This is a genomic window from Haloplanus sp. (genome assembly GCF_028275055.1).
Classification (GTDB): Archaea; Halobacteriota; Halobacteria; order Halobacteriales; family Haloferacaceae; genus Haloplanus.
Genome location: NZ_JAQCNJ010000026.1, coordinates 1 through 24,876, shown reverse-complemented (window position 1 = coordinate 24,876; position 24,876 = coordinate 1). Strand labels below are relative to the sequence as shown.

Annotated in this window: 25 protein-coding genes and 1 tRNA gene; 11 read left to right on the top strand and 15 right to left on the bottom strand. The window is 64.5% G+C overall.

The window, feature by feature from the left end; all coding sequences use genetic code 11:
- Genes Q0925_RS03690 through Q0925_RS03680 form a run of 3 tightly spaced genes read right to left on the bottom strand, consistent with a single transcriptional unit; the run spans position 1 to position 1,051 of the window.
- Positions 1 to 426, bottom strand: coding sequence for a DUF7346 family protein (locus Q0925_RS03690; protein ID WP_299332008.1), 426 nt, complete (start codon positions 424 to 426; stop codon positions 1 to 3).
- Between the two features lie 25 nt (positions 427 to 451).
- A complete protein-coding gene (locus tag Q0925_RS03685; RefSeq protein WP_299332007.1) occupies positions 452 to 823 on the bottom strand; it encodes a DUF7322 domain-containing protein in 372 nt (123 codons plus the stop codon).
- Positions 824 to 868: 45 nt separating this feature from the next.
- The gene (locus Q0925_RS03680; protein ID WP_299332006.1) at positions 869 to 1,051 is read right to left on the bottom strand and encodes a DUF7331 family protein; all 183 of its coding nucleotides are present in this window, start codon (positions 1,049 to 1,051) and stop codon (positions 869 to 871) included.
- 104 nt (positions 1,052 to 1,155) lie between these two features.
- Here Q0925_RS03680 and Q0925_RS03675 point away from each other — a divergent pair, with 104 nt between their 5' ends.
- The 7 genes from Q0925_RS03675 to Q0925_RS03645 all read left to right on the top strand — a co-directional run bounded on the left by Q0925_RS03675 (position 1,156) and on the right by Q0925_RS03645 (position 8,822).
- Positions 1,156 to 3,912: a DNA-directed DNA polymerase gene (locus Q0925_RS03675; protein ID WP_299332004.1), complete on the top strand. Its 2,757-nt coding sequence runs from the start codon at positions 1,156 to 1,158 to the stop codon at positions 3,910 to 3,912.
- Between the two features lie 103 nt (positions 3,913 to 4,015).
- Entirely contained in the window at positions 4,016 to 4,939 is a 924-nt protein-coding gene (locus tag Q0925_RS03670) for an ABC transporter ATP-binding protein (RefSeq protein ID WP_299332002.1), read from the top strand.
- Positions 4,940 to 4,991: 52 nt separating this feature from the next.
- On the top strand, positions 4,992 to 6,419 hold the full coding sequence (gene sufB, locus Q0925_RS03665) for a Fe-S cluster assembly protein SufB (protein ID WP_299332000.1): 1,428 nt from the start codon (positions 4,992 to 4,994) through the stop codon (positions 6,417 to 6,419).
- Positions 6,420 to 6,421: 2 nt separating this feature from the next.
- Positions 6,422 to 7,636 carry a Fe-S cluster assembly protein SufD gene (gene sufD, locus Q0925_RS03660; protein ID WP_299331999.1) on the top strand — a complete coding sequence of 405 codons (1,215 nt, stop codon included), beginning with the start codon at positions 6,422 to 6,424 and terminating at the stop codon, positions 7,634 to 7,636.
- Positions 7,637 to 7,755: 119 nt separating this feature from the next.
- Positions 7,756 to 8,256, top strand: coding sequence for a ferritin-like domain-containing protein (locus Q0925_RS03655; protein WP_299331997.1), 501 nt, complete (start codon positions 7,756 to 7,758; stop codon positions 8,254 to 8,256).
- Positions 8,257 to 8,258: 2 nt separating this feature from the next.
- Positions 8,259 to 8,693: a metal-dependent transcriptional regulator gene (locus tag Q0925_RS03650; protein ID WP_299331996.1), complete on the top strand. Its 435-nt coding sequence runs from the start codon at positions 8,259 to 8,261 to the stop codon at positions 8,691 to 8,693.
- Between the two features lie 56 nt (positions 8,694 to 8,749).
- Positions 8,750 to 8,822: transfer RNA gene (locus Q0925_RS03645), tRNA-Gln, on the top strand.
- A gap of 74 nt (positions 8,823 to 8,896) precedes the next feature.
- Here Q0925_RS03645 and Q0925_RS03640 read toward each other — a convergent pair.
- Complete coding sequence (locus Q0925_RS03640; protein WP_299331995.1) at positions 8,897 to 9,136, bottom strand: hypothetical protein; 240 nt, start codon at positions 9,134 to 9,136, stop codon at positions 8,897 to 8,899.
- 144 nt (positions 9,137 to 9,280) lie between these two features.
- Between Q0925_RS03640 and Q0925_RS03635 the strand changes: the two genes are divergently transcribed.
- Together Q0925_RS03635 and Q0925_RS03630 are read left to right on the top strand one after the other, a co-directional pair.
- Complete coding sequence (locus tag Q0925_RS03635; protein ID WP_299331994.1) at positions 9,281 to 9,643, top strand: hypothetical protein; 363 nt, start codon at positions 9,281 to 9,283, stop codon at positions 9,641 to 9,643.
- An 81-nt stretch (positions 9,644 to 9,724) separates the two neighbouring features.
- A complete protein-coding gene (locus Q0925_RS03630) occupies positions 9,725 to 10,114 on the top strand; it encodes a hypothetical protein (protein WP_299331993.1) in 390 nt (129 codons plus the stop codon).
- Between the two features lie 249 nt (positions 10,115 to 10,363).
- Here the strand turns inward: Q0925_RS03630 and Q0925_RS03625 are convergent, their stop codons facing one another.
- On the bottom strand, positions 10,364 to 10,570 hold the full coding sequence (locus tag Q0925_RS03625; protein ID WP_299331992.1) for a hypothetical protein: 207 nt from the start codon (positions 10,568 to 10,570) through the stop codon (positions 10,364 to 10,366).
- Between the two features lie 425 nt (positions 10,571 to 10,995).
- On the opposite strand from Q0925_RS03625, the gene Q0925_RS03620 reads away from it, so the two are divergent.
- Positions 10,996 to 11,673 (top strand): HD domain-containing protein, encoded by a 678-nt coding sequence (locus tag Q0925_RS03620; protein WP_299331991.1) that lies wholly within the window; start codon positions 10,996 to 10,998, stop codon positions 11,671 to 11,673.
- A gap of 22 nt (positions 11,674 to 11,695) precedes the next feature.
- Here the strand turns inward: Q0925_RS03620 and gltB are convergent, their stop codons facing one another.
- From gltB to Q0925_RS03595, 5 genes are all read right to left on the bottom strand, one after another.
- Complete coding sequence (gltB, locus tag Q0925_RS03615; protein WP_299331990.1) at positions 11,696 to 16,225, bottom strand: glutamate synthase large subunit; 4,530 nt, start codon at positions 16,223 to 16,225, stop codon at positions 11,696 to 11,698.
- A 124-nt stretch (positions 16,226 to 16,349) separates the two neighbouring features.
- The gene (gene proS, locus Q0925_RS03610) at positions 16,350 to 17,816 is read right to left on the bottom strand and encodes a proline--tRNA ligase (RefSeq protein ID WP_299331989.1); all 1,467 of its coding nucleotides are present in this window, start codon (positions 17,814 to 17,816) and stop codon (positions 16,350 to 16,352) included.
- Between the two features lie 43 nt (positions 17,817 to 17,859).
- A complete protein-coding gene (locus tag Q0925_RS03605; protein WP_299331988.1) occupies positions 17,860 to 18,621 on the bottom strand; it encodes an endonuclease V in 762 nt (253 codons plus the stop codon).
- Positions 18,622 to 18,625: 4 nt separating this feature from the next.
- Positions 18,626 to 19,588 (bottom strand): rhomboid family intramembrane serine protease, encoded by a 963-nt coding sequence (locus Q0925_RS03600; RefSeq protein WP_299331986.1) that lies wholly within the window; start codon positions 19,586 to 19,588, stop codon positions 18,626 to 18,628.
- A 62-nt stretch (positions 19,589 to 19,650) separates the two neighbouring features.
- Positions 19,651 to 20,184: an inorganic diphosphatase gene (locus Q0925_RS03595; RefSeq protein WP_299331984.1), complete on the bottom strand. Its 534-nt coding sequence runs from the start codon at positions 20,182 to 20,184 to the stop codon at positions 19,651 to 19,653.
- Between the two features lie 307 nt (positions 20,185 to 20,491).
- On the opposite strand from Q0925_RS03595, the gene Q0925_RS03590 reads away from it, so the two are divergent.
- Positions 20,492 to 20,851 (top strand): PadR family transcriptional regulator, encoded by a 360-nt coding sequence (locus Q0925_RS03590; RefSeq protein ID WP_299331982.1) that lies wholly within the window; start codon positions 20,492 to 20,494, stop codon positions 20,849 to 20,851.
- Here the strand turns inward: Q0925_RS03590 and Q0925_RS03585 are convergent.
- The 5 genes from Q0925_RS03585 to Q0925_RS03565 form a co-directional block, all read right to left on the bottom strand.
- Positions 20,848 to 21,396 (bottom strand): DUF7108 family protein, encoded by a 549-nt coding sequence (locus Q0925_RS03585; RefSeq protein WP_299331981.1) that lies wholly within the window; start codon positions 21,394 to 21,396, stop codon positions 20,848 to 20,850. The two genes, Q0925_RS03590 and Q0925_RS03585, sit on opposite strands and share 4 nt — an antisense overlap.
- The gene (gene rnhA / locus Q0925_RS03580; protein ID WP_299331980.1) at positions 21,389 to 21,982 is read right to left on the bottom strand and encodes a ribonuclease HI; all 594 of its coding nucleotides are present in this window, start codon (positions 21,980 to 21,982) and stop codon (positions 21,389 to 21,391) included. Before rnhA ends, Q0925_RS03585 begins: the two co-directional genes overlap by 8 nt.
- A gap of 48 nt (positions 21,983 to 22,030) precedes the next feature.
- Positions 22,031 to 23,200, bottom strand: a complete 1,170-nt coding sequence (locus Q0925_RS03575; protein WP_299331978.1) for an XdhC family protein — start codon at positions 23,198 to 23,200, stop codon at positions 22,031 to 22,033.
- Positions 23,187 to 24,029 carry a Rossmann-like domain-containing protein gene (locus Q0925_RS03570; RefSeq protein WP_299331976.1) on the bottom strand — a complete coding sequence of 281 codons (843 nt, stop codon included), beginning with the start codon at positions 24,027 to 24,029 and terminating at the stop codon, positions 23,187 to 23,189. Before Q0925_RS03570 ends, Q0925_RS03575 begins: the two co-directional genes overlap by 14 nt.
- A partial coding sequence (locus Q0925_RS03565) for a VWA domain-containing protein (RefSeq protein ID WP_299331975.1) occupies positions 24,026 to 24,876 on the bottom strand: 851 nt, incomplete at its 5' end. The genes Q0925_RS03570 and Q0925_RS03565, both read right to left, overlap by 4 nt.

Sequence of the window (24,876 nt, the reverse complement as noted above, 5' to 3'; positions counted from 1 at the left end):
TCAGTCGTCCCGGAGGTACGACACCGCCTTCCGCGTCGTCTTGGTGGCATCGTAGCCCCGCTCCCCCCCGACGCGCGCCTCGTCGATCAGCCCAGCGGCTCGACACTCCGCAAGCAGTCCGTGCAGGTCGCTCTCACAGAGGTCATACGCCCCCACGAGCGTCCGTACGGCGAGTGGCCCCCTGTCGGCGAGTTCGACCAACAGGCCGAGCGCTTGATCATCGGGTGCCGCGGCGAGAAGCCGCCGGACCGAGACCGGCACCGCACCGGCCGCAGTCACGAGCGGCGACGCCTCCGTATCGATCGTCAACTCGTCGTTCGGTAGGTAGCGTTCGCTCCCGGTCTCGGGATCCCGAACGAGACTCGACTCCGATGACCGCTTCACAAGCAGGAACGTCTGCCCCTCGTCGTCCCGGACGGTTCGCATGATCGAGTGGAGGCGCGGGGTATGGTTAGACGTTCCGCTCGTCGGTCATGTCGTCTGTGTCTTCCGGACCGTCAGACGCTGTGTCTCCGGCGTGGCGCGAGGTGAAAGCGCGGTAGTGCTGGTAGACGCGGAGGCCGGCGATCGCCCCGACGGCCACTGCGGCGAGGCCGAAACGCCACTGGCCCCGGAAGTAGACGAGCATCGGGCCGAGAGCAACGCCGAGTACCGCGACGTTTGCCAGAAGGACACTCCGCCAGAACGTCTCCAGAACTTCGGGATCGACGTCCGTCTCATCGGTGTCGGGCGTGGGAACCCGTGGCAGGTCGTCCTCCGGGTTTCCCCAACGGGACTCCGGCTCCGGCTGCTTGGGTTCCTCTGGCCACGGATCGGACGGCACGCTGGAAGCGTGCGAGCGCGGTGATAAAAGGATTCGGTTGCGCCCCTACGCGTACTCGTGAACGAGCACCGCCCTCGACGACTCCACCCACGCGAGCGGGTTCTCCGCGTCGTAAAGTACCGTTCCGTTCTCGACCTCGTACGCCTCGACGGTTTCGATACCGTCGTGGTCCGGACACCGGTCGTCTGCACTGTCCCACCTGCCTGCGTCGACGTGGTCGGACATCATCACGGAGGTATGGTATGGAATCACATAGTATATGTCTTTCCGTCGTGGCAGACTTTCAGTCCCGAGTGGCTGGGTTTTTACCGAGGAGTGCCAAAGTGGCCGGCATGACACAGACCGAACTCACCGGGTTCTCGGAGGTGACGGACGCCGAGAGACCCGACGCTGAGGCGGTCGCCGTCGCCGGCGACGCGGGCCAGTCCGTCGCTGAGGTTGTCGACGCCGCGGATCTGAGGTTCCCCGACCCCGAGGGAACGGTCGACCTCGCGGTCACACAGGTCGACTACACCGTTGAGGGCCAAGGCTCCGAGGAGTATCCCGTCGTCCACCTGTTCGGTCGACGGACGGATGGCACGGCCGAACACGTCCGCGTACTGGGCTTCGAACCCTACTTTTATGCGCCGACGGCAGGCCTCGACGACGACAACCTCAACCGCGACGTGATCACGCGGACGGAAACGGGGTACGAGAGCATCCGCGGCGAACCGCTGACGAGGATCTGTACGCGGACGCCCCGGGACGTTGGTCAGATCCGCGACGAGTTCGACCACTTTGAGGCGGACATCCTCTTCCCTAACCGACTGTTGATCGACAAGGATATCGGCGGCGGTGTCCGGGTTCCGGTCCGGCGATTGGAGAGTGGTTCGATCCAAGTTCCCCACGACGAACTGGCCGCGGTCGACCCACCCGATACCGACCTCCGTGTGAACACCTTCGACATCGAGGTCGACGACCGTTCTGGGTTCCCCGAGGAAGGCGAGGAGACGGTCGTCTGTCTCACCAGCCACGACTCCTACCGCGACGAGTATCTCGCATGGATCTGTGAGGCGCCCGACGGTACCGGGACGGTTCCCGCGGGTCTCGAACACGACCCGCTGACCGACGGGATGGACATCGACGTTCGGTCGTTCCCGACCGAGGCGGCGATGCTTGAGGCCTTTCTCTCCTACATCGAGGAGACCGACCCGGACGTGCTGACGGGGTGGAACTTCGAGGACTTCGACGCGCCATACCTCATCGACCGTCTGGAAGCCGTCGGTGCGCGTCCTGACGTGACTCGGGATCTGAACCCCGAGCGTCTGTCCCGGATCGACGAGGTGTGGCGGAGCGACTGGGGCGGTCCCACGGTGAAAGGCCGGGTCGTCTTTGACCTGTTGTACGCCTACAAGCGCACCCAGTTCACCGAACTGGAGTCGTACCGCCTCGACGCGGTGGGTGAACAGGAACTCGGCGCGGGCAAGGAGCGCTACTCCGGCGACATCGGCGACCTCTGGGAGGACGACCCCCGGCGACTGTTGGAGTACAACCTCCGGGACGTGGAACTGTGCGTCGAACTCGACCGCAAGCGCGACATCATCTCCTTCTGGGACGAGGTTCGGACGTTCGTCGGTTGTAAATTGGAGGACGCCCCGACTCCCGGCGATGCCGTCGACGTGTACGTTCTCCACAAGGTCCACGGGGAGTTCGCGCTTCCCTCGAAAGGGCGGGCCAACGCCGAGGACTACGAAGGTGGTGCGGTGTTCGACCCCATCACGGGGATCAAAGAGAACGTCAGCGTTCTCGACCTGAAATCGCTTTATCCGATGTGTATGGTCACCATCAACGCCTCTCCGGAGACAAAGGTCGACCCCGAGGACTACGACGGCGACACCTACCGCGCTCCCAACGGCACCCACTTCCGGAAGAGTCCGGACGGTATTATCCGGGAGATGGTCGACGAACTGCTGGCGGAACGGGAACAAAAGAAGGCCGAACGCAACGACCACGACCCGGACAGTCAGGCCTACGAACAGTACGACCGACAGCAGCAAGCTGTCAAAGTAATTATGAATTCTTTATATGGTGTCCTCGGATGGGACCGCTTCCGCCTCTACGACCGGGAGATGGGGGCGGCCGTCACCGCCACCGGCCGCGACGTCATCGAACACACACAGTCCGCGGCGAACGACGTGGGGTACGAGGTTGCCTACGGGGACACCGACTCGGTCATGTTGGAACTGGGCGAGGAGACTGTCGCCGACGAGGTTCCTGACGAGATACGGGAGGCCCACCCCGACGCCGACGAGGCGGACCTCCGGCGGATCGCCGGCGCCATCGAGACGGGCTACGAACTCGAGGAGAGTATCAACGACTCGTACGACGCGTTCGCCCGCGAGGAGTTGAACGCCCACGACCACCGCTTCCAGATCGAGTTCGAGAAGCTCTACCGCCGGTTCTTCCAAGCGGGCAAAAAGAAACGCTACGCGGGTCACATCGTTTGGAAGGAGGGCAAACACGTCGACGACATCGACATCACGGGCTTTGAGTACAAGCGCTCGGATATCGCGCCGATCACCAAGAATGTCCAGCGACAGGTTATCGAGATGATCGTCACCGGTGACGATGTCGACGACATCGAGGAGCCCGTCCACGACGTGATCGCGGATTTCGAGGCGGGGAACGTCGACTTGGACGACGTGGGTATCCCCGGCGGGATCGGGAAGCGACTCACCGCATACGACACCGACACGGCACAGGTCCGTGGTGCAAAGTACGCAAACCTCCTGCTCGGAACGAACTTCCAGCGAGGGAGCAAGCCGAAACGACTCTACTTGGAGAAGGCTCACCCCGAGTTCTTCCGGCGACTGGAGGCCGAAGAGGGGTTCGATCCCCAGACCGACGATCTTTACGCGGCGTTCAAGCGCGACCCCGACGTGGTCTGTTTCGAGTACGCCGACCAGATCCCCGACGAATTCGAGATCGACTGGGACAAGATGCTGAAGAAGACGCTCAAAGGACCGATCGAGCGGATCATCGAGGCGCTCGGTCTCTCGTGGGACGAGGTGAAAAGCGGACAGCGACAGACCGGACTCGGCCAGTTCTGAGCCCATCTTTCGGCTGCAAAAACATTCCTTTCCAATCCTGAAACTCGAAGGGGGAGAATGCGTAAGCATTATGCGTGTTACACTCCACCCATACCGTAGGGACATGGCAACACTACAAATCAATAATCTTCACGCAGAGGTCGCAGAAGAGGGCGGCGAAACCATTCTTCGTGGCGTCGACATCGAGGTCGATTCGGGCGAGATCCACGCCCTGATGGGCCCCAACGGATCGGGCAAATCGACCACCGCAAAGGTTATTGCCGGCCACCCCGCCTACGAGGTCACCGACGGCGAGATCATCCTCGTTCTCGATGACGAGGATCTCTCCGACCTCGACGGGGAGGTACCGGACGAAAAGCGGACCTGGAACCTCCTTGATCTCGAACCCAACGAGCGTGCGGCACTCGGGATCTTTCTGGGCTTCCAGTATCCTGCCGAGATCGAAGGCGTCACGATGACGAACTTTCTCCGACAGGCGCTCAACGCCAAACACGAGGAGCGCGAGGAGTTGTTCGAGGACGAAGAGGAGGCGGACGACGCCGGGGCCGACGAGGACGACGCCGGCTACGAAACCTCCCCGATGGAGGGAGACGTCGACGACGGCGAGGTCGGTGTTGCCGAGTTCCAGCAGTTGCTGAAAGAAAAGATGGAGCTGTTGGACATGGACGAGAAGTTCGCCCAGCGCTACCTCAACGCCGGTTTCTCCGGCGGCGAGAAGAAACAGAACGAGGTGTTGCAGGCGGCGATCCTCGAGCCCTCGGTCGCGGTGCTCGACGAGATCGACTCCGGACTCGACATCGACCGGCTGCAGGACGTCTCCGAGGGGATCAACGCCCTCCGCGACGAGCAGGGCACCGGCGTTCTCCAGATCACCCACTACCAGCGTATTCTCGACTACGTCGAACCGGACCACGTTCACGTCATGATCGACGGCGAGATCGCGAAAAGTGGCGGTGCGGAACTGGCCGAGAAGCTCGAGGACGAGGGGTACGACTGGGTTCGCGAGCAGGTCTACGAAGCGGCGTAACGTGAATAGTTTACGCACAAGCATATAAGCAAACAGGATTAACAATACACACATGAGCTCGAACGAGGATCTCAAAGACACCAACACCGAAGCACGATTCGAATTCAAGAAAAAGGAACGCTCTTCCTTCCAAGCCGAGAAGGGACTCACCGAGGAGACGATCCGCGTTATCTCGGAGGACAAGGGCGAACCGGAGTGGATGCTAAAACGGCGTCTCCGCGCGCTGGAACACTTCCAGGAGATGCCGATGCCGACGGACTGGCCCGGTCAACCCGACCTGAGCGAGGTCGACGTCGACCAGATCATCCCGTATATCCGACCGGACGTCGAGACACGCGAGAGCGTCGACGACTGGACGGATCTGCCCGACGACATCAAGGACACCTTCGACAAACTGGGCATCCCCGAGGCCGAAAAGAACGCACTCTCGGGCGTCGGCGCACAGTACGAGTCCGAGGTCGTCTACCAGAACATGCAGGAACAGTGGGAGGAGAAGGGCGTCATCTTCTGCAACATGGACGAGGCCGTCCAAGAGCACGAAGAACTCGTCCGCGAACACTTCATGACGAAGTGTGTCCCCCCGAGTGACAACAAGTTCGCGGCGCTTCACGGTGCGATCTGGTCCGGCGGGTCGTTCGTTTACGTCCCCGAGGACACCACCGTCGAGATGCCCGTGCAGGCCTACTTCCGAATGAACTCCGAGGGGATGGGTCAGTTCGAACACACGCTCATCATCGCCGAGGAGAACTCGGAGGTCCATTACATCGAAGGCTGTTCGGCCCCGAAGTACTCCGCGTTCAACCTCCACTCCGGCGGCGTCGAGGTGTTCGTCGGTGAGGACGCACACGTCCAGTACTCCACGGTGCAGAACTGGTCGAAAAACACCTACAACCTGAACACGAAGCGCGCGCTCGTCGAGGGCGACGGCCGCATGGAGTGGATTTCGGGGTCGATGGGGTCGAAGGCGACGATGCTGTACCCCTCGACGGTGCTCAAGGGTCGCGGTGCCTCCGACAACCACATCACCATCGCCTTTGCGGGCGAGGGACAGAACATCGACACCGGCGCGAAGGTGTACCACAACGCGCCGGAAACGAAATCGACAATCGAATCGAAGTCGATCAGCAAGGACGGCGGCCGGACCAACTACCGGGGCCTCGTCCACATCGCCGACGGCGCGTCGGACTCCTCGACCGCCGTCGAGTGTGACGCGCTGATGTTCGACAACGAGTCCACGTCGGACACCATGCCGTACATGGAGATCAACGAGTCGAAGGTCGACGTGGCCCACGAGGCGACCGTCGGAAAGATCGGCGACGAGGACATCTTCTACCTGCAGAGCCGCGGCCTCGACGACGATGACGCAAAGCAGATGATCGTCTCGGGTTTCATCGAGCCGCTCACCGAGGAACTACCCATCGAGTACGCGGTCGAACTCAACCGGCTCGTCGAACTCGAGATGGAGGGGAGCCTCGGATAATCATGAGCACGCAGGTACCAGCGAACCTCTCGGAGGCGACGGTCCACGAGATCGCCGAGAGTCGCGACGAGCCGGACTGGCTCCGCGAGACGCGGCTCAAGGCGCTCAAGGCGATGGACCGTGCCGAGATGCCCGACGTGATCAACACGCCGGGCCGTCGATGGACGGACCTCGACCAGCTCGATTTCGACGAGCTGGCCGATCCGCTCAACCAGTCCGACGACACCGAACGCGTCACCGACGAGGGCGTCACCGTGCTCTCGTTCACCGAGGCGATGGAGGAGTACCCGGATCTCCTCGAGGAGAAGTTCGGCTCCGTTATCGATCCGGAGACGAACTACCTGACCGCCTTGTCGGTCGCGCTGTTCACGACGGGGACGTTCGTCCACGTCCCGGAGAACGTCGACGCCGAGGACGTGACGATCCGGACGGATATGAACTCGCGGTCGCTGTTCAGTCACACGCTCGTCATCACAGAGACCTCATCGTCGGTGACCATCCTTGAACGGGTCGACACCGGCGACGAGACCGTCGAGGGCGGACGCTACTACAGCAACCTCGTTGAGGTCGATGCGGGCGAGAACAGCTACGTCCAGTACGGGTCGCTCCAGACGCTGGATCAGGACACGTACAACGTTACGCTCAAACGTGGCGACGCCGGCGTGTACGCGACGGTCGACTGGATCGAAGGCAATCTCGGCTCTCGACTCACCCGTTCGGACATCGAGACGGAGCTCAACGGCGACAGCTCCGAGAGCCAGATCGTCGGGGCCTTCTTCGCCCACGAGGACCAGCACTTCGACGTGAACGCGCGGGTGTGGCACAACGCCGAACACACGACGGCTGATCTGGTCACCCGAGGCGTACTCGACGACACGGCGCGCTCGGTGTACGAGGGCGTCCAGGACGTCGGCCGTGACGCGTGGGACACCAACTCCTACCAGCGCGAGAACACGCTGATGCTGAGCGACGACAGCGAGGCCGACGCCTCGCCGAAGCTCATTATCAACAACCACGACACCGAGGCGTCTCACTCGGCGACGGTCGGCCAGGTCGACCAGGAGGATCTGCTGTACCTGACCTCCCGATCGATCTCAGAACGCGACGCCCGGAACATGCTCGTCGAGGGCTTCTTCGTCCCCGTCTTCGAGGAGATTGCGGTCGACGAACTCCGAGAGGACCTCCAGTCTCAGGTTAAGACCCGCCTCCGCGAGTGAACACGCCGGCCCGACGATCGGATCGCTCACCGACCCGGGGAACAGTTTAAGTTCCCCTCGCACCGAACACGTCGTATGATCGAGGATAGACGCGTCGTGCGGAGGTGGCACATACCGCTATGAGCGTCAGCCACCGGGTCGGCTCCGACCACCAACTCGCGCGCCTGCTCCAGATCGGCATCGTTCTGGAGGAGGTGGTCGAGGCTCGCGCACACCATCACCAGTCGCTCGATGCGGAGGCGGAGACAACGGCGCTCGATCCGGATATTAGATCCCTACTCGCCGGCGCCGCCGAGGAATCGGCTATCCACCGCGAGCGCTTGGAGGAGTTGATCGCCGACCTCGACGCCGAGAGTGTCCCGTTCGAGGATATCGAACGGCTCGTTGAGGCACAGTACGGCCAGACCAAACCCGACGATTTCGACGGTGTCCTCTACGATCAACTCTGCAACGAGGAGACGGCGTACAAGTTCTACGACGACCTTGTGGACGCCATCGAAGCCAGCGACGCCCGGTTCTCCGTCGACCGCGACCGAGTCCTCGACACCCTGCGGTCCATCCGCGAGGAGGAGGCTGAGGGGGTCGAAGAGGTGACCAACATTATGAAGGAACGCGACTAGCAATGAACACGGCAGACCAGTACCTCAAAGCGATCTACCTGATCCAAGAGATGGAAGACGGTCCTGCGGCGACCGGGACGCTCGCCGATATGCTGGACGTGAGTCCGGCGAGCGCGAACGAGATGATCGGCAAACTCGAAGCCCGCGAACTCGCCGACCACGAGAAATATAACGGTGTCCGCCTCACCGACGAGGGGATCGCCCGCGCCCGCGACGCAATCCAGACGTACTGCATTATCGAGCGGTTCCTCGCGAACGTTCTTGACGTGGAGGAGTTCCGAGCCGAGGCCCGCGACCTCGAAGCTGTTATCGACGACACGGTGGCCGAGCGTCTGGACACGATCGTCGACCGCAACCCCAACTGCCCGGACTGTTTCGACGCCGAAACCGACGCCTGTCGGGAACTCGGTATCGAGTGCGAACGTCCGGCGGACTGATCCCGAACGGCCGGATTTATGACCCGTGCCCGTTAAACGAGAAACGACGTTTGAGCAGTCCCGTGGTGTAGTGGCCAATCATCTGGGCCTTTGGAGCCCAGGACGGCGGTTCGAATCCGCCCGGGACTACTCACGAATCTCGTATAGTCCCACCTGATACGGCCCGCCAACGGCTTGCCCGCGCCCTGTCAGCGACGCGCTGTCTACAACTCCGACGGGCACACCACCCCTCCACCTCCTGAGGTGTGTGGTGTGACGGTCCACGCCGAGACCGCGCTCCGCGAGTTCACCGGGAACCGCCTACGTATCGACCGTCCGGGGTTTTCGCCGCCGACCGGCGTGTGAGGCTTCATGATCGTGTCGCCGCCGTCAGCCCGACTCAAGAACACATCGTGGACCGCGCCGGTCACGCTCTGTATGTGTTCGAGCGAGAGCGCCGTCATGCCCTTGAGACACGTTTCACCGGAGTGTCTGCCCCGTAGCTCCCGTCCGAGTCAAACGCCGTGTTCGGGACGGGCACGGCTATCGTCGTCGGATCCCGTGATCAATCCCCGTGGTTATGCTTCGCGCCGCCGAAGACACACGCGATGGATCGCCACCTTCAGGAGACGGCCGTAAGCGGCGTCTTCGCCTCGCTTGCCGGCGTGGTGTTGTGGCCGCCGGGCGGCGTTTACTGGACGCCCGTAGCCACCGCCGTCGGTGAGACGATCACCCTTATCATCGTCGCCACCGCGGCTTTCGGTCTCGGCGCGATTTTCGCGTGGCTGACCGGCGTTTCTTCGGCACGGTTCGCCGCCGGGGATTTCGCTGCCTACACCGTCGGCATGGTGGCTATTGAGGTCGCCATCGCCCCCGACAGCCCCGTCCACCTCGCCTGGTACGCCGGCCTCGCGGCCTGTCTCGCCGTCGGTGCCGGCGTCGGCACCGTCCTGTCATCCCGACAGTGGTGACCTGGCTCCGCGTGGTCCGTTCGACGGTTCGTGGGACTCGTCCACCCGTCTATACGACCGCCTCGCACGTGCGACCGTCCGATGCCACCTGAGGCCTTCGATAACGACGTGGAGGTTCGGGATCGGACGGTTCTGTCCGTCGTTGACGACGCACTCGCCCGCTTCTCTGAGGCGCACCGGGCTACCGCCCCCGACGCTCCCGCAGCCAACGGCCCTGATGACCCGTCGGCACAAGAGTGGTACCCACGACAGGCATGGCCCGACACCTTCGAGATGATCGCCGCCGTGCTTGAACCGCACGTCCTGAGCCGGCTCGGCGAGCGGATCCCCGATGTCGCGGAGTGGCTCCCATCCCCCTCGACCGTCGAGGGGGTCTCGGATCCATCGACGACGCATACCGGCGTAATCACCGTGGCGGCGACATCGGACAGTACGGGGTCGAGTCGACCGGTGACCGCACGGCTGCGGTGACCTGTCTAACCCCACCTCCTGTGAACTTGACCGGGGCTTGGTTCGTGCCGCTGCCCGGCGATACGCCGCGGTCGAATCGCTCGTCTTCGTCGAGGAGCGCGGCGATCGGTGCCGGCGAGACGGGGACGCGTCTGTGTCTACACCGTCTCCCGGTGACTACCCCCCGTTCTCGCACGTCTCGATGGCCTCGCAGTTCCGCGGCCGAGTGCCGAGTCGTCAGATCGAGTAGCATCTCGATGTCGTCGTAGATCAGGGGGCGTAGATCAGGGGGAGTTGTTGGATTCGGTCGTACTCGACCGCGTCCGGGTCGACACCCGCCGCATCCGGTCGTGACAGCGTGCGGTCGAGGGTGGGTCGTGTCGTCGCCATCTCGCGGGCAACGTACTGTCGGAACACGTTCTGGGCGACGTACCAGAGATCGGTCGCGGCCTCGCACTCAACCCGCCGTTCTATCACGTCCGCATCGACGGAGCGTAACTGTTGAACCGTTTGGTCCGCTCGTTCGGATTGGGTTGAACAAGCGAAACGGACCACCCGCCTTTGGCTCTCCCTCTGACGCTCCGACAGTCCGCGCACACCTCTTGTGTGCCGACCCGCTTCGCCGCCCTCGATGAACGGTGCTACGTCGACGTCACACATCCCGCACCCGGCCCCATGGTGAATGGTGAACGCTTAGCCGACCGGTCGGTGAGCGACGAGGCCGTCGTTGGCGCTCCGGTCGCCCTCATCCACCCGGTTCGGGCACTCACGGCTCTCGTTGCACGTATCTCCGTAGCCACCGGCCATCCCTCGCTTGGCGGCCGGCCTTGTCGTAACGCATAATAGTCGAACCCTCTTTTTTTCGGCAATGAGTGATACACGAACGCATCGGAGGTGGAAGCGTGGGGATTGAGATCAAGGAGTCCGCCGTTTCGGACGAGGCGTTTGAGGAGATGAAGGGGTTCGTCTCGGACTACCTCGCGGCCAGCGCTGAGGCCGAGGAGGACGGCGGCCGGATGCGATGGTACCCGTGGCACAGCGCCGAGTACCGCTTCAACCACACGCTGAACGTGGTCGACTTGGCGACCGAAATCGCCGAACAAGAGGGTGCCGACGTCGATGCCGTCCGAGTGGCGGCGTTGTTTCACGACATCGCGAAACTCGAGGCCACACAGGAACGACATGCCGACGAGGGCGCACGCGTTGCCCGCGAGTATCTCGATACGCGCGGAAACTACCCAAAATCGTTTGTCGACCAAATCGCTCAGTCCGTCCGCGACCACTCGTACCAAGGTCCCCTCGACGACGTGTCGATGGAGACACAGTGTCTCATCGAGGCTGATGTTCTCGACAAGGTTGGCGCAAACGGTGCGGTGTTGATGCTTCTCCGGATGGGCTACGAGTCCCGGACGCACATGGACGCAAACGAGATGATCGAGCGTGTCGTGGAACGCGGCCACGACGCCGCCGACCGCGTCCAGAGCGACGCGGCCGAGGGTATCGCTCACCAGCGGCTGAAGCGAATCGTCTGGTTCCGCGAGTGGCTCGAAGAGGAAGTGCCGGGTATGGACCCGGTGTGAGCGTCGGGCGTCCCGACCGCTGCTAGTCGTCGCCGGTCTGTGCCGTCCCGGCTCCGGTTTCGTTCCGGCCGGCCGCCGACGCCGGCCGCGGCAGTTCGTCGCGAACGTCCTCGAGACTCTCCTCCGCGATGACCTCCGCGTACGCGTCGGGCATCACCTTCGTGAAGTTCCGTACCTCGGCGCCCCAGTCCGAGAGCAGCGCCGCCGCGCGGTCGCTGCCGGTGTAGTCGGCGTGGTTCTCGATCAGTCGACGGACCATCGCCTCGTCGGATTCCTCGAGTTCGTCCTCGACGGTGACCATCCCGGTGTTGACACGTCCCTTGAACTCGTCGTTGGGGTCGTAGACGTAGGCGATACCGCCGGACATGCCCGCCGCGAAGTTTCGACCCGTTTCGCCGAGAACGGCCACGACGCCGCCGGTCATGTACTCACAGCCGTGGTCGCCGACGCCCTCGACGACCGCTTTCACACCGCTGTTGCGGACCGCAAAGCGCTCGCCCGCCAATCCGTTGACGTACAGTTCGCCTTGTGTCGCGCCGTACAGACAGACGTTGCCGACGAGGATGTTGTCCTCGGGTTCGTAAGCGGCCGTCTCCGGTGTCCGGACGATCACCTTGCCGCCCGACAGCCCCTTTCCAACGTAGTCGTTGGCCGCGCCGACGAGCTCCATCGTCACGCCGTCGGCGAGAAAGGCCCCGAAGCTCTGCCCCGCAACACCGTCAAAGGTACACGAGATGGTGTCCTCCGGCAGGCCGCTCTCGCCGTACCGCTGTGAGATTCGATTCGACAGCATCGCGCCCACCGCGCGGTCGCCATTCGAGATGTCGCGGTGTAGATAGACGGGTTCGCCCTCCTCGATTGCGTCCGTTGCCGCCCCGATCAGATCCCGGTCGATGTGAGTCTCGATATCCGCGTGTTGCTGTTCGCGGACCTTGTGACGCTCGCCCTCCTCCGGATCGGCGATGATGGCCGACAGGTCGAGGTGTTTGGCCCGGTGGTGGTCCGTCTCGGCCTGTTCGAGGAGGTCGGGTCGACCGATCATCTCCGCAAGGCTCCGGAAGCCAAGATCTGCCATGATCTCGCGGAGTTCCTCGGCGATGAAGACCATGTAGTTGATGACGTGATCCGGCTGTCCCGAGAACCGCTCACGGAGGTCCTCGTCCTGCGTGGCGACACCGGTCGGACAGTTGTTGGTGTGACAGATCCGCGCCATCACACAGCCCGAGGAGATGAGGCTGGCCGTCCCGAAGACGTACTCCTCGGCACCCAGCAGCGCCGCCACGGCGGCGTCGCGTCCGGTCATCATGCCGCCGTCGGCAGAGACACGGATGCGGTCACGAAGCCCCGTCGCACGGAGCATCTGCGTCGTTTCGGCGAGTCCGAGTTCCCACGGCAGCCCGGCGTTTTTGATCGACGTCTTCGGCGACGCTCCCGTCCCACCCGAGTGTCCCGAGATGTGAACCACGTCGGCGTTGGCCTTTGCAACGCCCGCGGCGATGGTCCCGATTCCAGCCTCGGCGACGAGTTTCACGTTGACATCGGCCTCGGGGTTGGCCGTCTTCAGGTCGTGGATCAGCTGTTTGAGATCCTCGATGGAGTAGATGTCGTGCAGCGGTGGTGGCGAGATGAGGCCGACACCCGGCGTCGAATAACGGACGTGGGCGATCATCTCGTTGACCTTTTTGCCCGGCAGGTGACCGCCCTCACCCGGCTTCGAACCTTGAGCCATCTTGATCTGGATCACGTCGGCCGAGGAGAGGTAGTTGGATGTCACGCCGAACCGGCCGGAGGCGACCTGCTTGATGTTGCACTCCTTCTCGGTCCCGAACCGTTCGGGCGGTTCGCCGCCCTCACCGCTTCCCGACTTCCCGCCGATGCGGTTCATCGCGATGGAGTTGGTCTCGTGGACCTCCGGCGACAGGCTCCCGAGAGACATCGACGCCGTGGCGAATCGCTTGACGATCTCGTGGACCGGCTGGACCTCGTCGAGTGGGATCGACTCGCGGTCACTGTTGAACTCCAACAGCCCCCGGAGGGATTGGAGGTTCTTTTGTTGATCGTTGACGACCTCCGCGTACTCCTTGTATTTCTCGTAGCTGCCGGAGCGGACGGCCTGTTGGAGCGTGCCGACCGTCTTCGGGTTCCACTTGTGGTGGATACCGTCCGAGCGGTGTTCGTACTCGCCTTGGCGTTCGAGGTCCGGATCGTCACCGTAGGCGACCGCGTGCCGTGTGAGCAGATCCTCCTCGATCTGTTCGATCCCGATCCCCTCCGTACGGATCTCCGTCCCTTCGAAGTACTCGCGGACGAACTCCGAGGAGAGCCCGACCGCCTCGAAGATCTGTGCGCCCTGGTAGCTCTCGACGGTCGAGATACCCATCTTCGCCATCGTCTTCAGAAGCCCGTCTTCGAGGGCCTTCGTGTAGCGAGCGATGGCCTCCTCCTCGTCGGCCCCGTCGGGACCGGCGACGATGTCGCAGATACTCTGGTAGGCGAGGTAGGGGTTGACCGCGTCGGCTCCGTAGCCGACGAGCGTGGCGAGGTGGTGAACCTCGCGGGGGTCGCCGGACTCGATCACCAACCCGGCGCGGTTGCGCAGCCCGTTCCGGACCAGCGCGTGGTGAACGCCGCCGGTCGCGAGCAGACTCGGGATCGGGATCCGATCCGGGCCGGTGTTCCGGTCCGAGAGAACGACGATATCCGCGCCGTTCTCGATGGCTTCGCGGGCATCGCGGCGCAACCGTTCGACCGCCTCCTGCAGATCGGTCCCTTCCTCGTAGGTCATGTCGACGACAGCCGACTCGAACTCGCCGTCGTACGCCTTGATGTCGGCCGTCTGGGCGTCGGTCAGGACCGGCGAGTCGACGACGAGTTGGCGAGCGTGTTCCGGCGACTCGTCCAGCAGGTTGCGCTGGGGGCCAAGCCGCGACTCCAGACTCGTCACGAGTTCCTCACGGATGTAATCGATCGGCGGGTTCGACACCTGTGCGAACAGCTGCTTGAAGTATGTAAACAACGGACGGTTGAAATCGGACAGCACCGACAACGGCGTGTCGTCGCCCATCGAGCCGACCGGATCCTTGCCGTCCTCTGCCATCGGCTCGACGAGGTGGTCGAGTTGGTCGTGCGTGTACCCGAAAGCCGCCTGCTCGGCGCGGAGCGTCTCGACCCGGCCGTGGGGTTCGTAGTCCCCGCTCGCTTCCTCGTTGAGGTTGCGCTGCTCCTGTTCGATCCACTCGCCGTACTTCTCGTCGGTGAGACTGTCGAACACCTCCTCGTCGGGGATGATCCGCCCCTCCTCGGGGTCCGCGACGAGCAGTTGGCCCGGCTGGAGCCGATGCCGTTCCGTGATATCCGCGGGGTCGGTATCGAGCGCGCCGGCCTCGCTGGCCATCACCAGCCGGTTGTTCTCCGTCACGTCGTACCGACAGGGCCGAAGCCCGTTGCGGTCGAGGGCGGCGGCGACCCGGTCGCCGTCCGTCCCCACGACCAGCGCCGGTCCGTCCCACGGTTCGACGAGGCTTGCGTGGTAGTCGTAGAACTCCTTGCGATCCTCGCTCATCTCGTCGTCCTTGCGGAACGCCTCGGGGATGAGCATCCGGAGGGCGTGTGGGAGGTCACGGCCTCCTTGGACGAGGAGTTCGAGTGCGTTGTCGACGGAGGCGGTGTCGCTCTGGTTGGGGTCGTTGATGATCGGTTTCAGCGTGTCGATATCGTCACCGAAAGCCGGGTGTTCGAGGTCCGTCTCGCGGGCCCGCATCCAGTTGATGTTGCCGCGGATGGTGTTGAACTCGCCGTTGTGGATGATGTTGCGATACGGGTGAGCGAGGTGCCACGCCCCGAGCGTGTTCGTCGAGAACCGCGCGTGGACGAGTGCGAGCGTCGATTTGACACGTTCGTCCACGAGGTCGGGATAGTACGTGGGGAGTTGGGTCGCTTTCAACAGGCCCTTATAAACCAGCGTCTCCCGATCGAGCGAACAAATGTAGAACCGATCGGCCCCGGCCGAGTCGAGTTCCTCGATCGCGTTCTCGACGGCCCGGCGCGCGACGTAGAGCGCGCGGTCGAACGCCTCGGCGTCCATCTCCGCTGCCGGCCGGACGAACGGCTGGTAGACATCGGGTTCGGAATCGCGGGCGGTCTGGCCCAGTTCCGAGTTGTCCGTCGGGACGTCCCGCCAGTGGAACACCTCCATCCCATGCTCCGAGAGTGTTCGTTCGAAGATGGTCATAAGTCCCTGCCGGGCCGCGCCGTCCTGTGGCATGAATACGGAGCCGACGGCGTACGTCTCGGGGAGACCGCCGACGACGCTTTCGAGGAACTCGTCCGGACGCTGAATCATGATCCCCGCGCCGTCGCCGGTGGCCTCCTCGGCCCCTGTTGTCCCCCGATGTTCGAGGTTGATCAGAAGATCGATACCGTCGGCGACGGTCTCATGCGAGTCGCCGCCATCGAGGTCGAGAACGACACCTACACCACAGTTCGACCGGTCGTCGGTAGGATCCGCCAGCCCCCGCTGATCGGCGTGGGCGTCTCTCCGCGGCTTGGTCATACTTGTTCTATCAGGTACCCCCTTATCAGCCTGTTCCTGTTATCGTAACAGTTCGCTAGTCACATGCAAGGCAATACGTATCATATTAAGACTACCCACCCGGCTGCCCGGCCGGTCCGGTCGGTTAGTACGACCGCGCGAAGTAGGCCGTCTCGGCGGCGGCGTCGTCACAGAGGGCACAGGTTTCACCCTCGTGAATCGTCTTTTCCGAGTCCTCGAAGGGGACCATGACGATCTCGGCGGCCATCTGGTCTTTTACCTTTGTTTCGCAGTCTTCGTCGCCACACCACGGGGTCTTCACGTACCCGCCGTGTTGCCCGAGGGTGCCCAACACGTCCGCCCGATCCGACGCCTCGCGGACGTTTTCTTCGAGGTTCTCCTCGGCGGCGGCGTACAGTTTGGCATACACCTCGTCGAAACTCTCCTCGACGGCGCCGACGATGCCTTCGCGGTCGGCTTCGACCGACTCGCCGTCCGGCCGGTGGACGAGCGTCGCCGCCGACTCCTCGACCTCGTTCGGCCCGACCTCGATCCGGACGGGGACGCCTTTCAACTCCCACTCGTTGAACTTGAACCCCGGATTGTGTTCGTCGCGGTCGTCGAGTTCGACACGAACACCCGCTCCGCGCAGGTCGTCGGCGATGCCCTCGGCGTAGTCGAGAACGTCCGCCTTGGTGTCGGCCTGCCAGATGGGGACGACAACGACCTGTTCGGGGGCCATCGTCGGCGGGAGGACGAGTCCCTGGTCGTCGCTGTGAGTCATGATGAGTGCGCCGAGCGCCCGCCACGACACGCCCCACGAGGTGGTGTAGGCCACCCGTTCGTTCTCCTCCTCGTCGGTGAAGGTGATGTCGAACGCCTCGGCGAAACTCCGCCCGAGGTGGTGGCTGGTCGCCCCTTGGACCGACTTTCCGTCGGGCATCAGCGCTTCCACCGTCGTCGTGGTGTCCGCGCCGGGGAACTTGTCGTGTTCCGGCTTCTTTCCGCGGAGCACCGGCATCGCGAGCACGTCCTCGTACAGGTTCTCGTACTGGCCAAGGCGGGTCATCGTCTCCGCCCAGGCGTCCTCGTCGCTCGCGTGTGCTGTGTGGCCCTCCTGCCACAGGAACTCCTTGGTTCGGAAGAACGGCTTTGTCTCCGTCGCCTCCCATCGGATCACGCTACACCACTGGTTGATCCGCATCGGCAGGTCGCGGTGACTGCGGATCCACCGGCTCAGATACGGGGCGATGATGCTCTCGCTGGTCGGCCGGACCGCGAGTCGTTCGTCCAGTTCGTCGTACCCACCCTGTGTGACCCACGCCACCTCGGGGTCGAACCCCTCGACCACGTCTTTCTCGCGTTCGAGGTACGATTCGGGGATGAGCATCGGGAAGTACGCGTTCCGAACACCGGTCGATTTGAACCGGTCGTTGAGTTCGTTCTGGATCGTCTCCCAGAGTCCGTAGCCGCGGGGGCGTGTGATAATGAACCCGCTCATCCCCTCCGGGGCGTAGTTCGCCAGTTTCGCCTTCCGGACGACCTCGGCGTACCATTCGCCCGTGCTGTGTTCTTTCGACTCGGTGATCCCGAGTTCCTGATCGTCGGTCATTACCCGAAGGTACGCGAGACACGGCTTAAAACGTGCGAAGCGCCTACGCCTCGTTTTTACACACCTCCGCGTGTCCGTCGGCCAACCGTGTCGGCTCCGGGAGTTTGTAGCCGTCACACAGGCGTTCGATCAGGTCGACCGCCGTCTCCGCGCCGACCCGGTGGCCCGGACTCACGTACAGTGGGTTGATAATCGGGGTCGAGTCGTACTGCCGGGACTGGTAGGCGTAGCCGAGAACGGTCCCCGCCGGGGCGTCAACGGCCTCGTCGGCGCGAACCGGCGCGCGCCACCCTTCGGGGTTTCCGTCGGTTTCGCCGTCGACCCGGCCACACAGGAGGCGCTTGGCGACCCCGACGCTCGGCACGTCGAGGACGACGCCGAGATGGGTCGCGAGGCCGGCCTGTCGGTAGTGGATCCGGCCGCTCCCGTCGAAGACAACGATGTCGGGCGTCGACTCCAGTTGTGCAACCGCCGCGAGAATCGGTCCGCCCTCCCGGAAAGAAAGGAATCCGGGGATGTACGGGACCGACAGGTCGGTCACGGCGTGTGCACGTTCGACCACTGTGCCCCCACGCAGGCAGACGACCGCGCTGACCGCCCGGTCGTCGAGAACGGCCTGATCCACGCCGGCGACGAGAGGGCGGTCGTCGTCGCACGCCGCCTCGGCGGAGACCGAGACTGTCGCAGGGTCGACACCGATGTCGTCGTCGAAACGAGCCGTCTCCGCCACCTCCCCTTGGAGTGTCATCATCTCGGCCTTCGAGTCCGATGGATCGGGGACGAAATCGGGGCGGGCGGGCCGCATAGAATCACCGTCGCCCGGGACCGCCGGGACCGCCGGGGCCACCCGGTCCACCGGGCCCACCCGGTCCGCGGCCGCCCCCGACGGAGAGTCGGTCGGGCACCTGCCGCTTGCCCTCGACCCGCCTGCCGTAGGCGAGGCCGATCACGAGACCGATCAGGTGTGCGAGGTGGGCGACGTTACCTTGTCCCACCGACGCCGCCGACTGCGGCGAGAGGAAAAACAACACCGAGATGAGCGAGAACCCGGCCGTGAACAGCCACAACGGCACCGGAATGATGAAGTAGAGGTAGATCCGCAGGCTGGGGTTGAGCACCGTCAGAACGCCCAGAACGGCAAAGATGGCACCGCTGGCACCGACGACGCTCACGACACCCGAGGGGCCGAGGCTCCCGACGGCGATACTGGCCCCGACAAACCCCAATCCGGCCAGTGCGCCGGTCGCCACGAAGAGGGCGGCAAAGCGTCTGGACCCGACGTGGCGTTCGACCAGCGGGCCGAAAAAGTACAGCACGATGCTGTTGCCGGCGATGTGGTAGAGACCGCCGTGTGCGAACACCGAGGTGACCCACGTCCAAACAAAGAACAGGCGATCCGACCGGAGAACGAACAACGACGCCATGACCTCCCGGCCAAAAACGGGGCCGACCAGCAACTGCAACGCGAACGTGATCCACATGAGTCCCAGAAACAGGTACGCCACGTTGCCACGGACGTAGGCGAGAAGGCCACCCGTGCCGGTCACCCGGTCGAGACCCGGCACCGACGAGCGCAGGCCGTCGCTTCCGCCCTCGTTGCGGACACTGTCGTCGAAGCCGCTGTCGAACACCCCATCGGGATCGTTCCACTCGTTCAGCCCGGGACAGTCGTGCTTCTCCGGGAGGCGGTGTTCGGGACAGAACGTCTCGCCACAACGTCGACACTGGTACGGCAGGTCCTCGTGACTGCCGCACTCATCGCACCGAGCCATTGGTGACTGTTAATGGCGGCCCGAGTAAAAAGGGGTCGTTCGCCCCGCGAACTCGACGCCGATCAGGCGAACGTCTCGTCGTAGAGGTCGATGGCGTGTTCGATGGCGTCTTTGGCGGCCGCCTTGTTCTCCCAGCCCAGCGTCTCGACCTCCTTGCCTTCCTCTAGGTTCTTGTACGTCGAGAAGAACTCGTCGATCTCGTCGAGGGTCTGTTGGGGAATGTCGTCGAGGTCGTCGAGATGGTCGAACCGCGGATCTTCGGTCGGGACGGCAATGACCTTGTCGTCCTGTTCGCCGTCGTCGTCCATCCTCATCATCGCGATGGGTCGTGCCTCGACGATACAACCGGGGAACGTCGCGTCCTCGACGAGAACGAGAACGTCAAAGGGGTCCTCGTCGTCGTAGTACGTCTGCGGAATAAAGCCGTAGTCGCTCGGATAGTGGACGTTGCTGTGCAGAACACGGTCGAGGACGACGCCGGGAACGTCTTTATCGTACTCGTACTTGTTGCGCTCGCCTTTGAGACACTCGACGACGGCGGTGATCGTCTCCGGCGGATTCGGACCGGGGTCAAGGTCTTCCCACAGATCAACCATGCCGATATGTCGGCAGAACCGCCAAATAGTCCTTTCGGGACGGACCACACCAACACGAATGAAAAGGTACATGAACTACCGTCACTAAATTCACGTGATTGACGACGGCGGTCAAGACGGAGCCTACTCAGTTCGTATTCCTCCGGCCACCGACGGGCGGTCGCCGTCACGGAGGGACGGACAGAAACGTGTTTGACCACTGACTTGTCTTGTATTGGTAACGCCGGATTCTGGCGCTACAAGCCCCAATTCTCACAATCAAGAATAATTGAGAGGTGTTAAATATCTCCGTGACATTTCAATATGTATGTCAGAGACACAAGCAGTGGACAGCGGTACCGGTGTCGTCCGCGACCTCACCGCGTTTCAGCACAACATCCTCGTCATCCTTTCTGAGGAACCGATGTATGGGTTGGCGATCAAACGCCAACTCGAGGAGTACTACGGCACAGAGGTGAATCACGGCCGTCTCTACCCCAATCTGGATAACCTCGTCGAGATGGGTCTGGTTGAGAAGAGTGAACTCGACAAGCGAACGAACCAGTACGAACTAACCGAGGCGGGCGACAACGCGGTGCTCGGCCGCCTCGAGTGGGTTCTCTCGAAGTTCGTCACCGACGACGGCCGGGCCGACTCGGTTCGCGACCTCGTCGACGCACAGCACTAACGCTCCGGCAGTTCCGTTTCCGTCGCTTCGAAGACGTACTCCAGCGACCGCTCCACGACCGCACGCTGGTCGTCGCTGGGCCACGCGTTCCGCGGATAGTACTCGGTCAGGAACTCGCGTAGCTCCGCCGCCGTCGCCGTTTCGACCCGTCGGGCGTAGTGATTCCCCATAAAGTCGGCGAACGCCCGGGCGTTCGCCGCGTGGACCTCGCCGACCCGGTCGCGAACCTCGTCGACGATGGCCGCGTTGTGTGCCTCGACCGCCGCCCACTCCTCCGGATCACCGCTCCCCGACAAGGATATTTCGACCGCGCGGCCGGTGTCCTCGATGTTGTCCACCCGCGCCGTGTCGCCGTCGAGCCACTCCGAAGGGTGGAGTACGAGCGTGTCGTCGTCCGTGCGGACCCGGGCGGTGAACCCGTGGTCGGCCAACCGCCGGTCCCGGTCGCGTTCGTACGCGGCCGCTTCGGCGTCGTCGGCCGCCCGCCGGGCCAGACGGGTGAGCCGTTCAACTTCCTCCCGAACCTCACGTGGCAGTTCAGCCATCGTCGAGTGCCTCGTTGGCCAGTCCGTCGGCGCGGTCGTTTATCTCCCGCGGGACGTGTTCCAACGACCAGCGGTCGAACGTGTCGAGCAGTTCCCGGGCGCGAACCCGCCGCTCGCGGAGTTCCGGATCGTTCGTGTTCCACTCGCCGCGGACCTGCTTGACGATCAGTTCCGAGTCACCGCGCACGTCGACCATCTCGAAACCGTGGTCCCGTGCGACCTCCAGTGCACGCACCAGCGCCTCGTACTCCGCGCGGTTGTTCGTCGTCTCGCCGATGGTGCCGCTCCCCTCGTCGACGATGCCGTCCCCGGAGACGATCACCCAGCCAACGGCGGCGGGTCCGGGGTTGCCACGGCTCGCCCCGTCGAAGTAGACGTGTGCGCGACCGCTCGAATCGGCCAGCGGCGCGGTCAGATCGGCCGGTCTGGCTCCCTGTACGACGACGGTGTCGTCGTAGGCGACCGCGACCGCGTCGCCACGCTCCGCACGCCAGCGCTCGTGGTCCGTGTGTCCCGGCTCGACGGTGACGCCGGCCTCCTCCAGCCGGTGTCTCGCCGCTTCGGGATCGCAATCGATAGTCGGCATCAACGGCATTTGACGGGACCGGCTCAAAAGGCGGTCGTTCCGAGGCGGCTACTGTGTCGGCGGCTCCGCGTCGGCGTCCACGTCGATCCGGTCGTGGATCGGCCCCTCCCGTGTCTTGAGGTGGCGTGGCGTCCGCTCGTTCGAGACGGCGAGTGCCTCCGCGACGATGCTGTGGGCGATCTGGTACGGCGACCCGCCGCCGAGGTCGAGTCCGACCGGCGTGTACAGCGCCGACAGCTCGGCGTCGGTAAACGTCCGCCCCTCCTCCGCGAACGCCTCCTGCATCTCCTCGAACCGCTCCCGCGGCCCCATCAACCCGACGTACGGCACCGACGCGTCGAGCAACGCCTCGACCGTCAGCCGGTCGTCGATAAAGTTGTGTGTCATCACGACCGCGTGGGTGTCGCCGCCGAGATCGAGGTCGTCGGCCACCGACGCCGGTGACGTGGTGAGTGTCCGGTCGGCGGCCGGGAACCGCTCCGCGAGGTCGACCGCGCCGCGGAACCCGACGACGGTCACCCGGAAATCGTTCGTCGCGGCGAGTTCGGTGACCGGTCCCACATCGTGTCCGGTTCCGAAAACGACGAGTTCCGGTGGCGCCGCCAACCCATCGACGAACAACGTTGTTCCGGCTATCGTGACGACATCCGCCCGCCCGCGCTCGGCGAGTTCGCGTGCCGGCTCGCCGAGGCGCTCCGCCGGCCACTCCGACGCGTCGCCCTCCGGAACGGACACCGATCCACGCCCCGGGTCGTGGTAGGCCCGATCACCCCGGGATAACGACCCGTCGCCGCCGTCAAGCACCGTCACGACGGCCACGTCCCGCCCCGCGGTGAAGGCCTCGACCGCCGGGCGGTACGTTTCGGTCAACGGTTCGAGCAACACCTCGATGACGCCGTTACACCCGACGCCGAGCCCCCACACCTCGCCCTCGCTCTCGTCGTCACCCTCCATCAGGTCGTACGTGACGAGTCGTGGCTCGCCGGCGTTTCTGACCTCGTCGGCGACACGGACGAGTTCGTCCTCGAGACAGCCGGCGGTGATGCTGCCGACGCCCGACCCACCCGCGTCGAGGAGCATCTTCGCTCCCGGTCGCCGGTAGGCGTTGCCCTCGATGTTCACGACCGTCGCGAGGACATCGGTCCCGTCGGCGTCGAGTCGGTCTCCAATACGCTGTACGACCTCGGTCTCCGGAACACTCCAGTTACTCCCTGTCATGGTTTTCTCCACCTCGTTTGCTTCTGCCGGCTCCGCCGACCCGCACACCACGTGCCCGGTCGGTCGCGACGTACACCTTCCGCACGCCCGCGTCGTGGAGGGTCGTTCCACACGCCCCCGCCTCGACCGCCGCCCGTACCTGTCGGGGCTCGGTGACAGACGCCCCGGCAACAACGTCTGCGCCCGCGTCGAACAGTGGCTCCGGAAGAAAGGAGGCCGTCGCCCCGACGACAACGGCCGTCGCCGCCTCCGGAACCGCGTCGAGATACCGCTCCGCCCCGCCGTACACGAACGCCGATCCGGTAATAAAGACGACCTCAGCCCCGGCCATCGCCGTCGCCGTCGCGTCCGGCGTGACCGTCTCGACCCGAACGCCGGCCGGCGCGGACACCTCACCGACCGGGTCGCGCTCGATGACCGACACCGCCACGTCGTCGAACTTCCGGAAGGCGGGGCGAAACAGCCCGACCGTCGCGATCCGGTCGACCTCGGCGTCGAGCAGTACCATCGGGTCCCCCGTCCGCCACACCACGTGGGGTGCCGACAACGCGTTCGCTGCCGCGAGACCGAGCGCCGTGGCAACCGGGGTCTCGCCTCCGCCCCCGTTCTCGGTCCCCGCGGCCCACGAGAGCAACGTCTCCACGTCCGGGTCGGACCGCTCCGGGGCCGGCCCATCGGGCCGGTGTGCCAGTCCTGCGAGTCGACCCTCCGGCCCGGTCAGTTCGACGAGCACGGCGGCGTCGCCGACGGTGATCGTGTCGACCGTCGCCTCGATTGGTCCGCGGTCCCGCAATCCGCCGACGACGCGGGCCGGAACGGGGCGTGTCACGTCCCACTCCCTCCGGTCGTCGACCCGTGCCGTCGTGGATCGTACTCGTAGCCGACGCGGCCATCGAGTCCGCGCCGCTCGATCTGTCTGGCCGCCTCGTCGATGTCGGCGGGTTCGGCGAAGCCGAACAGGGCGTCCAGATACGGCGCGCTCGTCGCCATCCCGCGGGAACGGGGCTCGAACGACGGCGACACGGCGAGTGGGTTGAGCCAGACCAGCGACCCAGCCCGGCCGGACAGCCACGTGATCCCGTTTTCGAGCACCGAGCGCTCGCCCACGTCGAGACCGTCGCTGACGACGACGACGACCGTCCGACGGTCGACCGCGTGGGGATGCTCGCGCCGCAACGTGGTGAACGCCCTGCCGATCTTGGTACCGCCGCCCCACTCGACCGCCGCATCCCGGAGCGCACCGGACGGGTCACCGTCCGCCCGAGCGAACGCCTCCGTCGCGTCGATCAGGTCGGTATCGAAGAGAAACACCCGCGCGTCGCGGGCGGTTGCCGATAGGCGCTCGGCAAACGCAAGCAGCACACTCCGGTCGACGGTGTCGAGAACGGAGCCACTGACATCGATCAACAGACAACACCGGAGTTCGCTCGCCGTCGGTTCGGTCCGTGGGAGGTCGACCGCCGCGCCCCCGGTTTCCAGACTCGCCCGGAGCGCCCGCCTGGCGTCGATCCGTTCACCCGCCGGCGACGACCGGTGGCGCCGACCCGGGAGCGTCGCCAACGCGGTCACGAACCGATCGATGGCGGCCGACTCCGCGTCGGTCAACCGCGCCGCGTCGACGTCGACTTGTTCGCCCTCGCCGACGGCGCTGTACCGCCGGGCGTCGCCGCTTCCGG

What these genes read in the sequence shown, in the direction of transcription:
- Q0925_RS03590 (WP_299331982.1), top strand. Translation starts at nt 20,492, where the DNA reads ATGTCAGAGACACAAGCAGTGGACAGCGGTACCGGTGTCGTCCGCGAC.
- sufB (WP_299332000.1), top strand. Translation starts at nt 4,992, where the DNA reads ATGAGCTCGAACGAGGATCTCAAAGACACCAACACCGAAGCACGATTC.
- Q0925_RS03605 (WP_299331988.1), bottom strand. Translation starts at nt 18,621, where the DNA reads ATGCGGCCCGCCCGCCCCGATTTCGTCCCCGATCCATCGGACTCGAAG.
- Q0925_RS03680 (WP_299332006.1), bottom strand. Translation starts at nt 1,051, where the DNA reads ATGATGTCCGACCACGTCGACGCAGGCAGGTGGGACAGTGCAGACGAC.
- Q0925_RS03690 (WP_299332008.1), bottom strand. Translation starts at nt 426, where the DNA reads ATGCGAACCGTCCGGGACGACGAGGGGCAGACGTTCCTGCTTGTGAAG.
- Q0925_RS03655 (WP_299331997.1), top strand. Translation starts at nt 7,756, where the DNA reads ATGAGCGTCAGCCACCGGGTCGGCTCCGACCACCAACTCGCGCGCCTG.
- Q0925_RS03585 (WP_299331981.1), bottom strand. Translation starts at nt 21,396, where the DNA reads ATGGCTGAACTGCCACGTGAGGTTCGGGAGGAAGTTGAACGGCTCACC.
- Q0925_RS03595 (WP_299331984.1), bottom strand. Translation starts at nt 20,184, where the DNA reads ATGGTTGATCTGTGGGAAGACCTTGACCCCGGTCCGAATCCGCCGGAG.
- Q0925_RS03675 (WP_299332004.1), top strand. Translation starts at nt 1,156, where the DNA reads ATGACACAGACCGAACTCACCGGGTTCTCGGAGGTGACGGACGCCGAG.
- Q0925_RS03600 (WP_299331986.1), bottom strand. Translation starts at nt 19,588, where the DNA reads ATGGCTCGGTGCGATGAGTGCGGCAGTCACGAGGACCTGCCGTACCAG.
- proS (WP_299331989.1), bottom strand. Translation starts at nt 17,816, where the DNA reads ATGACCGACGATCAGGAACTCGGGATCACCGAGTCGAAAGAACACAGC.
- Q0925_RS03640 (WP_299331995.1), bottom strand. Translation starts at nt 9,136, where the DNA reads ATGACGGCGCTCTCGCTCGAACACATACAGAGCGTGACCGGCGCGGTC.
- Q0925_RS03630 (WP_299331993.1), top strand. Translation starts at nt 9,725, where the DNA reads ATGCCACCTGAGGCCTTCGATAACGACGTGGAGGTTCGGGATCGGACG.
- Q0925_RS03650 (WP_299331996.1), top strand. Translation starts at nt 8,259, where the DNA reads ATGAACACGGCAGACCAGTACCTCAAAGCGATCTACCTGATCCAAGAG.
- Q0925_RS03575 (WP_299331978.1), bottom strand. Translation starts at nt 23,200, where the DNA reads ATGACAGGGAGTAACTGGAGTGTTCCGGAGACCGAGGTCGTACAGCGT.
- Q0925_RS03635 (WP_299331994.1), top strand. Translation starts at nt 9,281, where the DNA reads ATGGATCGCCACCTTCAGGAGACGGCCGTAAGCGGCGTCTTCGCCTCG.
- Q0925_RS03670 (WP_299332002.1), top strand. Translation starts at nt 4,016, where the DNA reads ATGGCAACACTACAAATCAATAATCTTCACGCAGAGGTCGCAGAAGAG.
- gltB (WP_299331990.1), bottom strand. Translation starts at nt 16,225, where the DNA reads ATGACCAAGCCGCGGAGAGACGCCCACGCCGATCAGCGGGGGCTGGCG.
- rnhA (WP_299331980.1), bottom strand. Translation starts at nt 21,982, where the DNA reads ATGCCGACTATCGATTGCGATCCCGAAGCGGCGAGACACCGGCTGGAG.
- sufD (WP_299331999.1), top strand. Translation starts at nt 6,422, where the DNA reads ATGAGCACGCAGGTACCAGCGAACCTCTCGGAGGCGACGGTCCACGAG.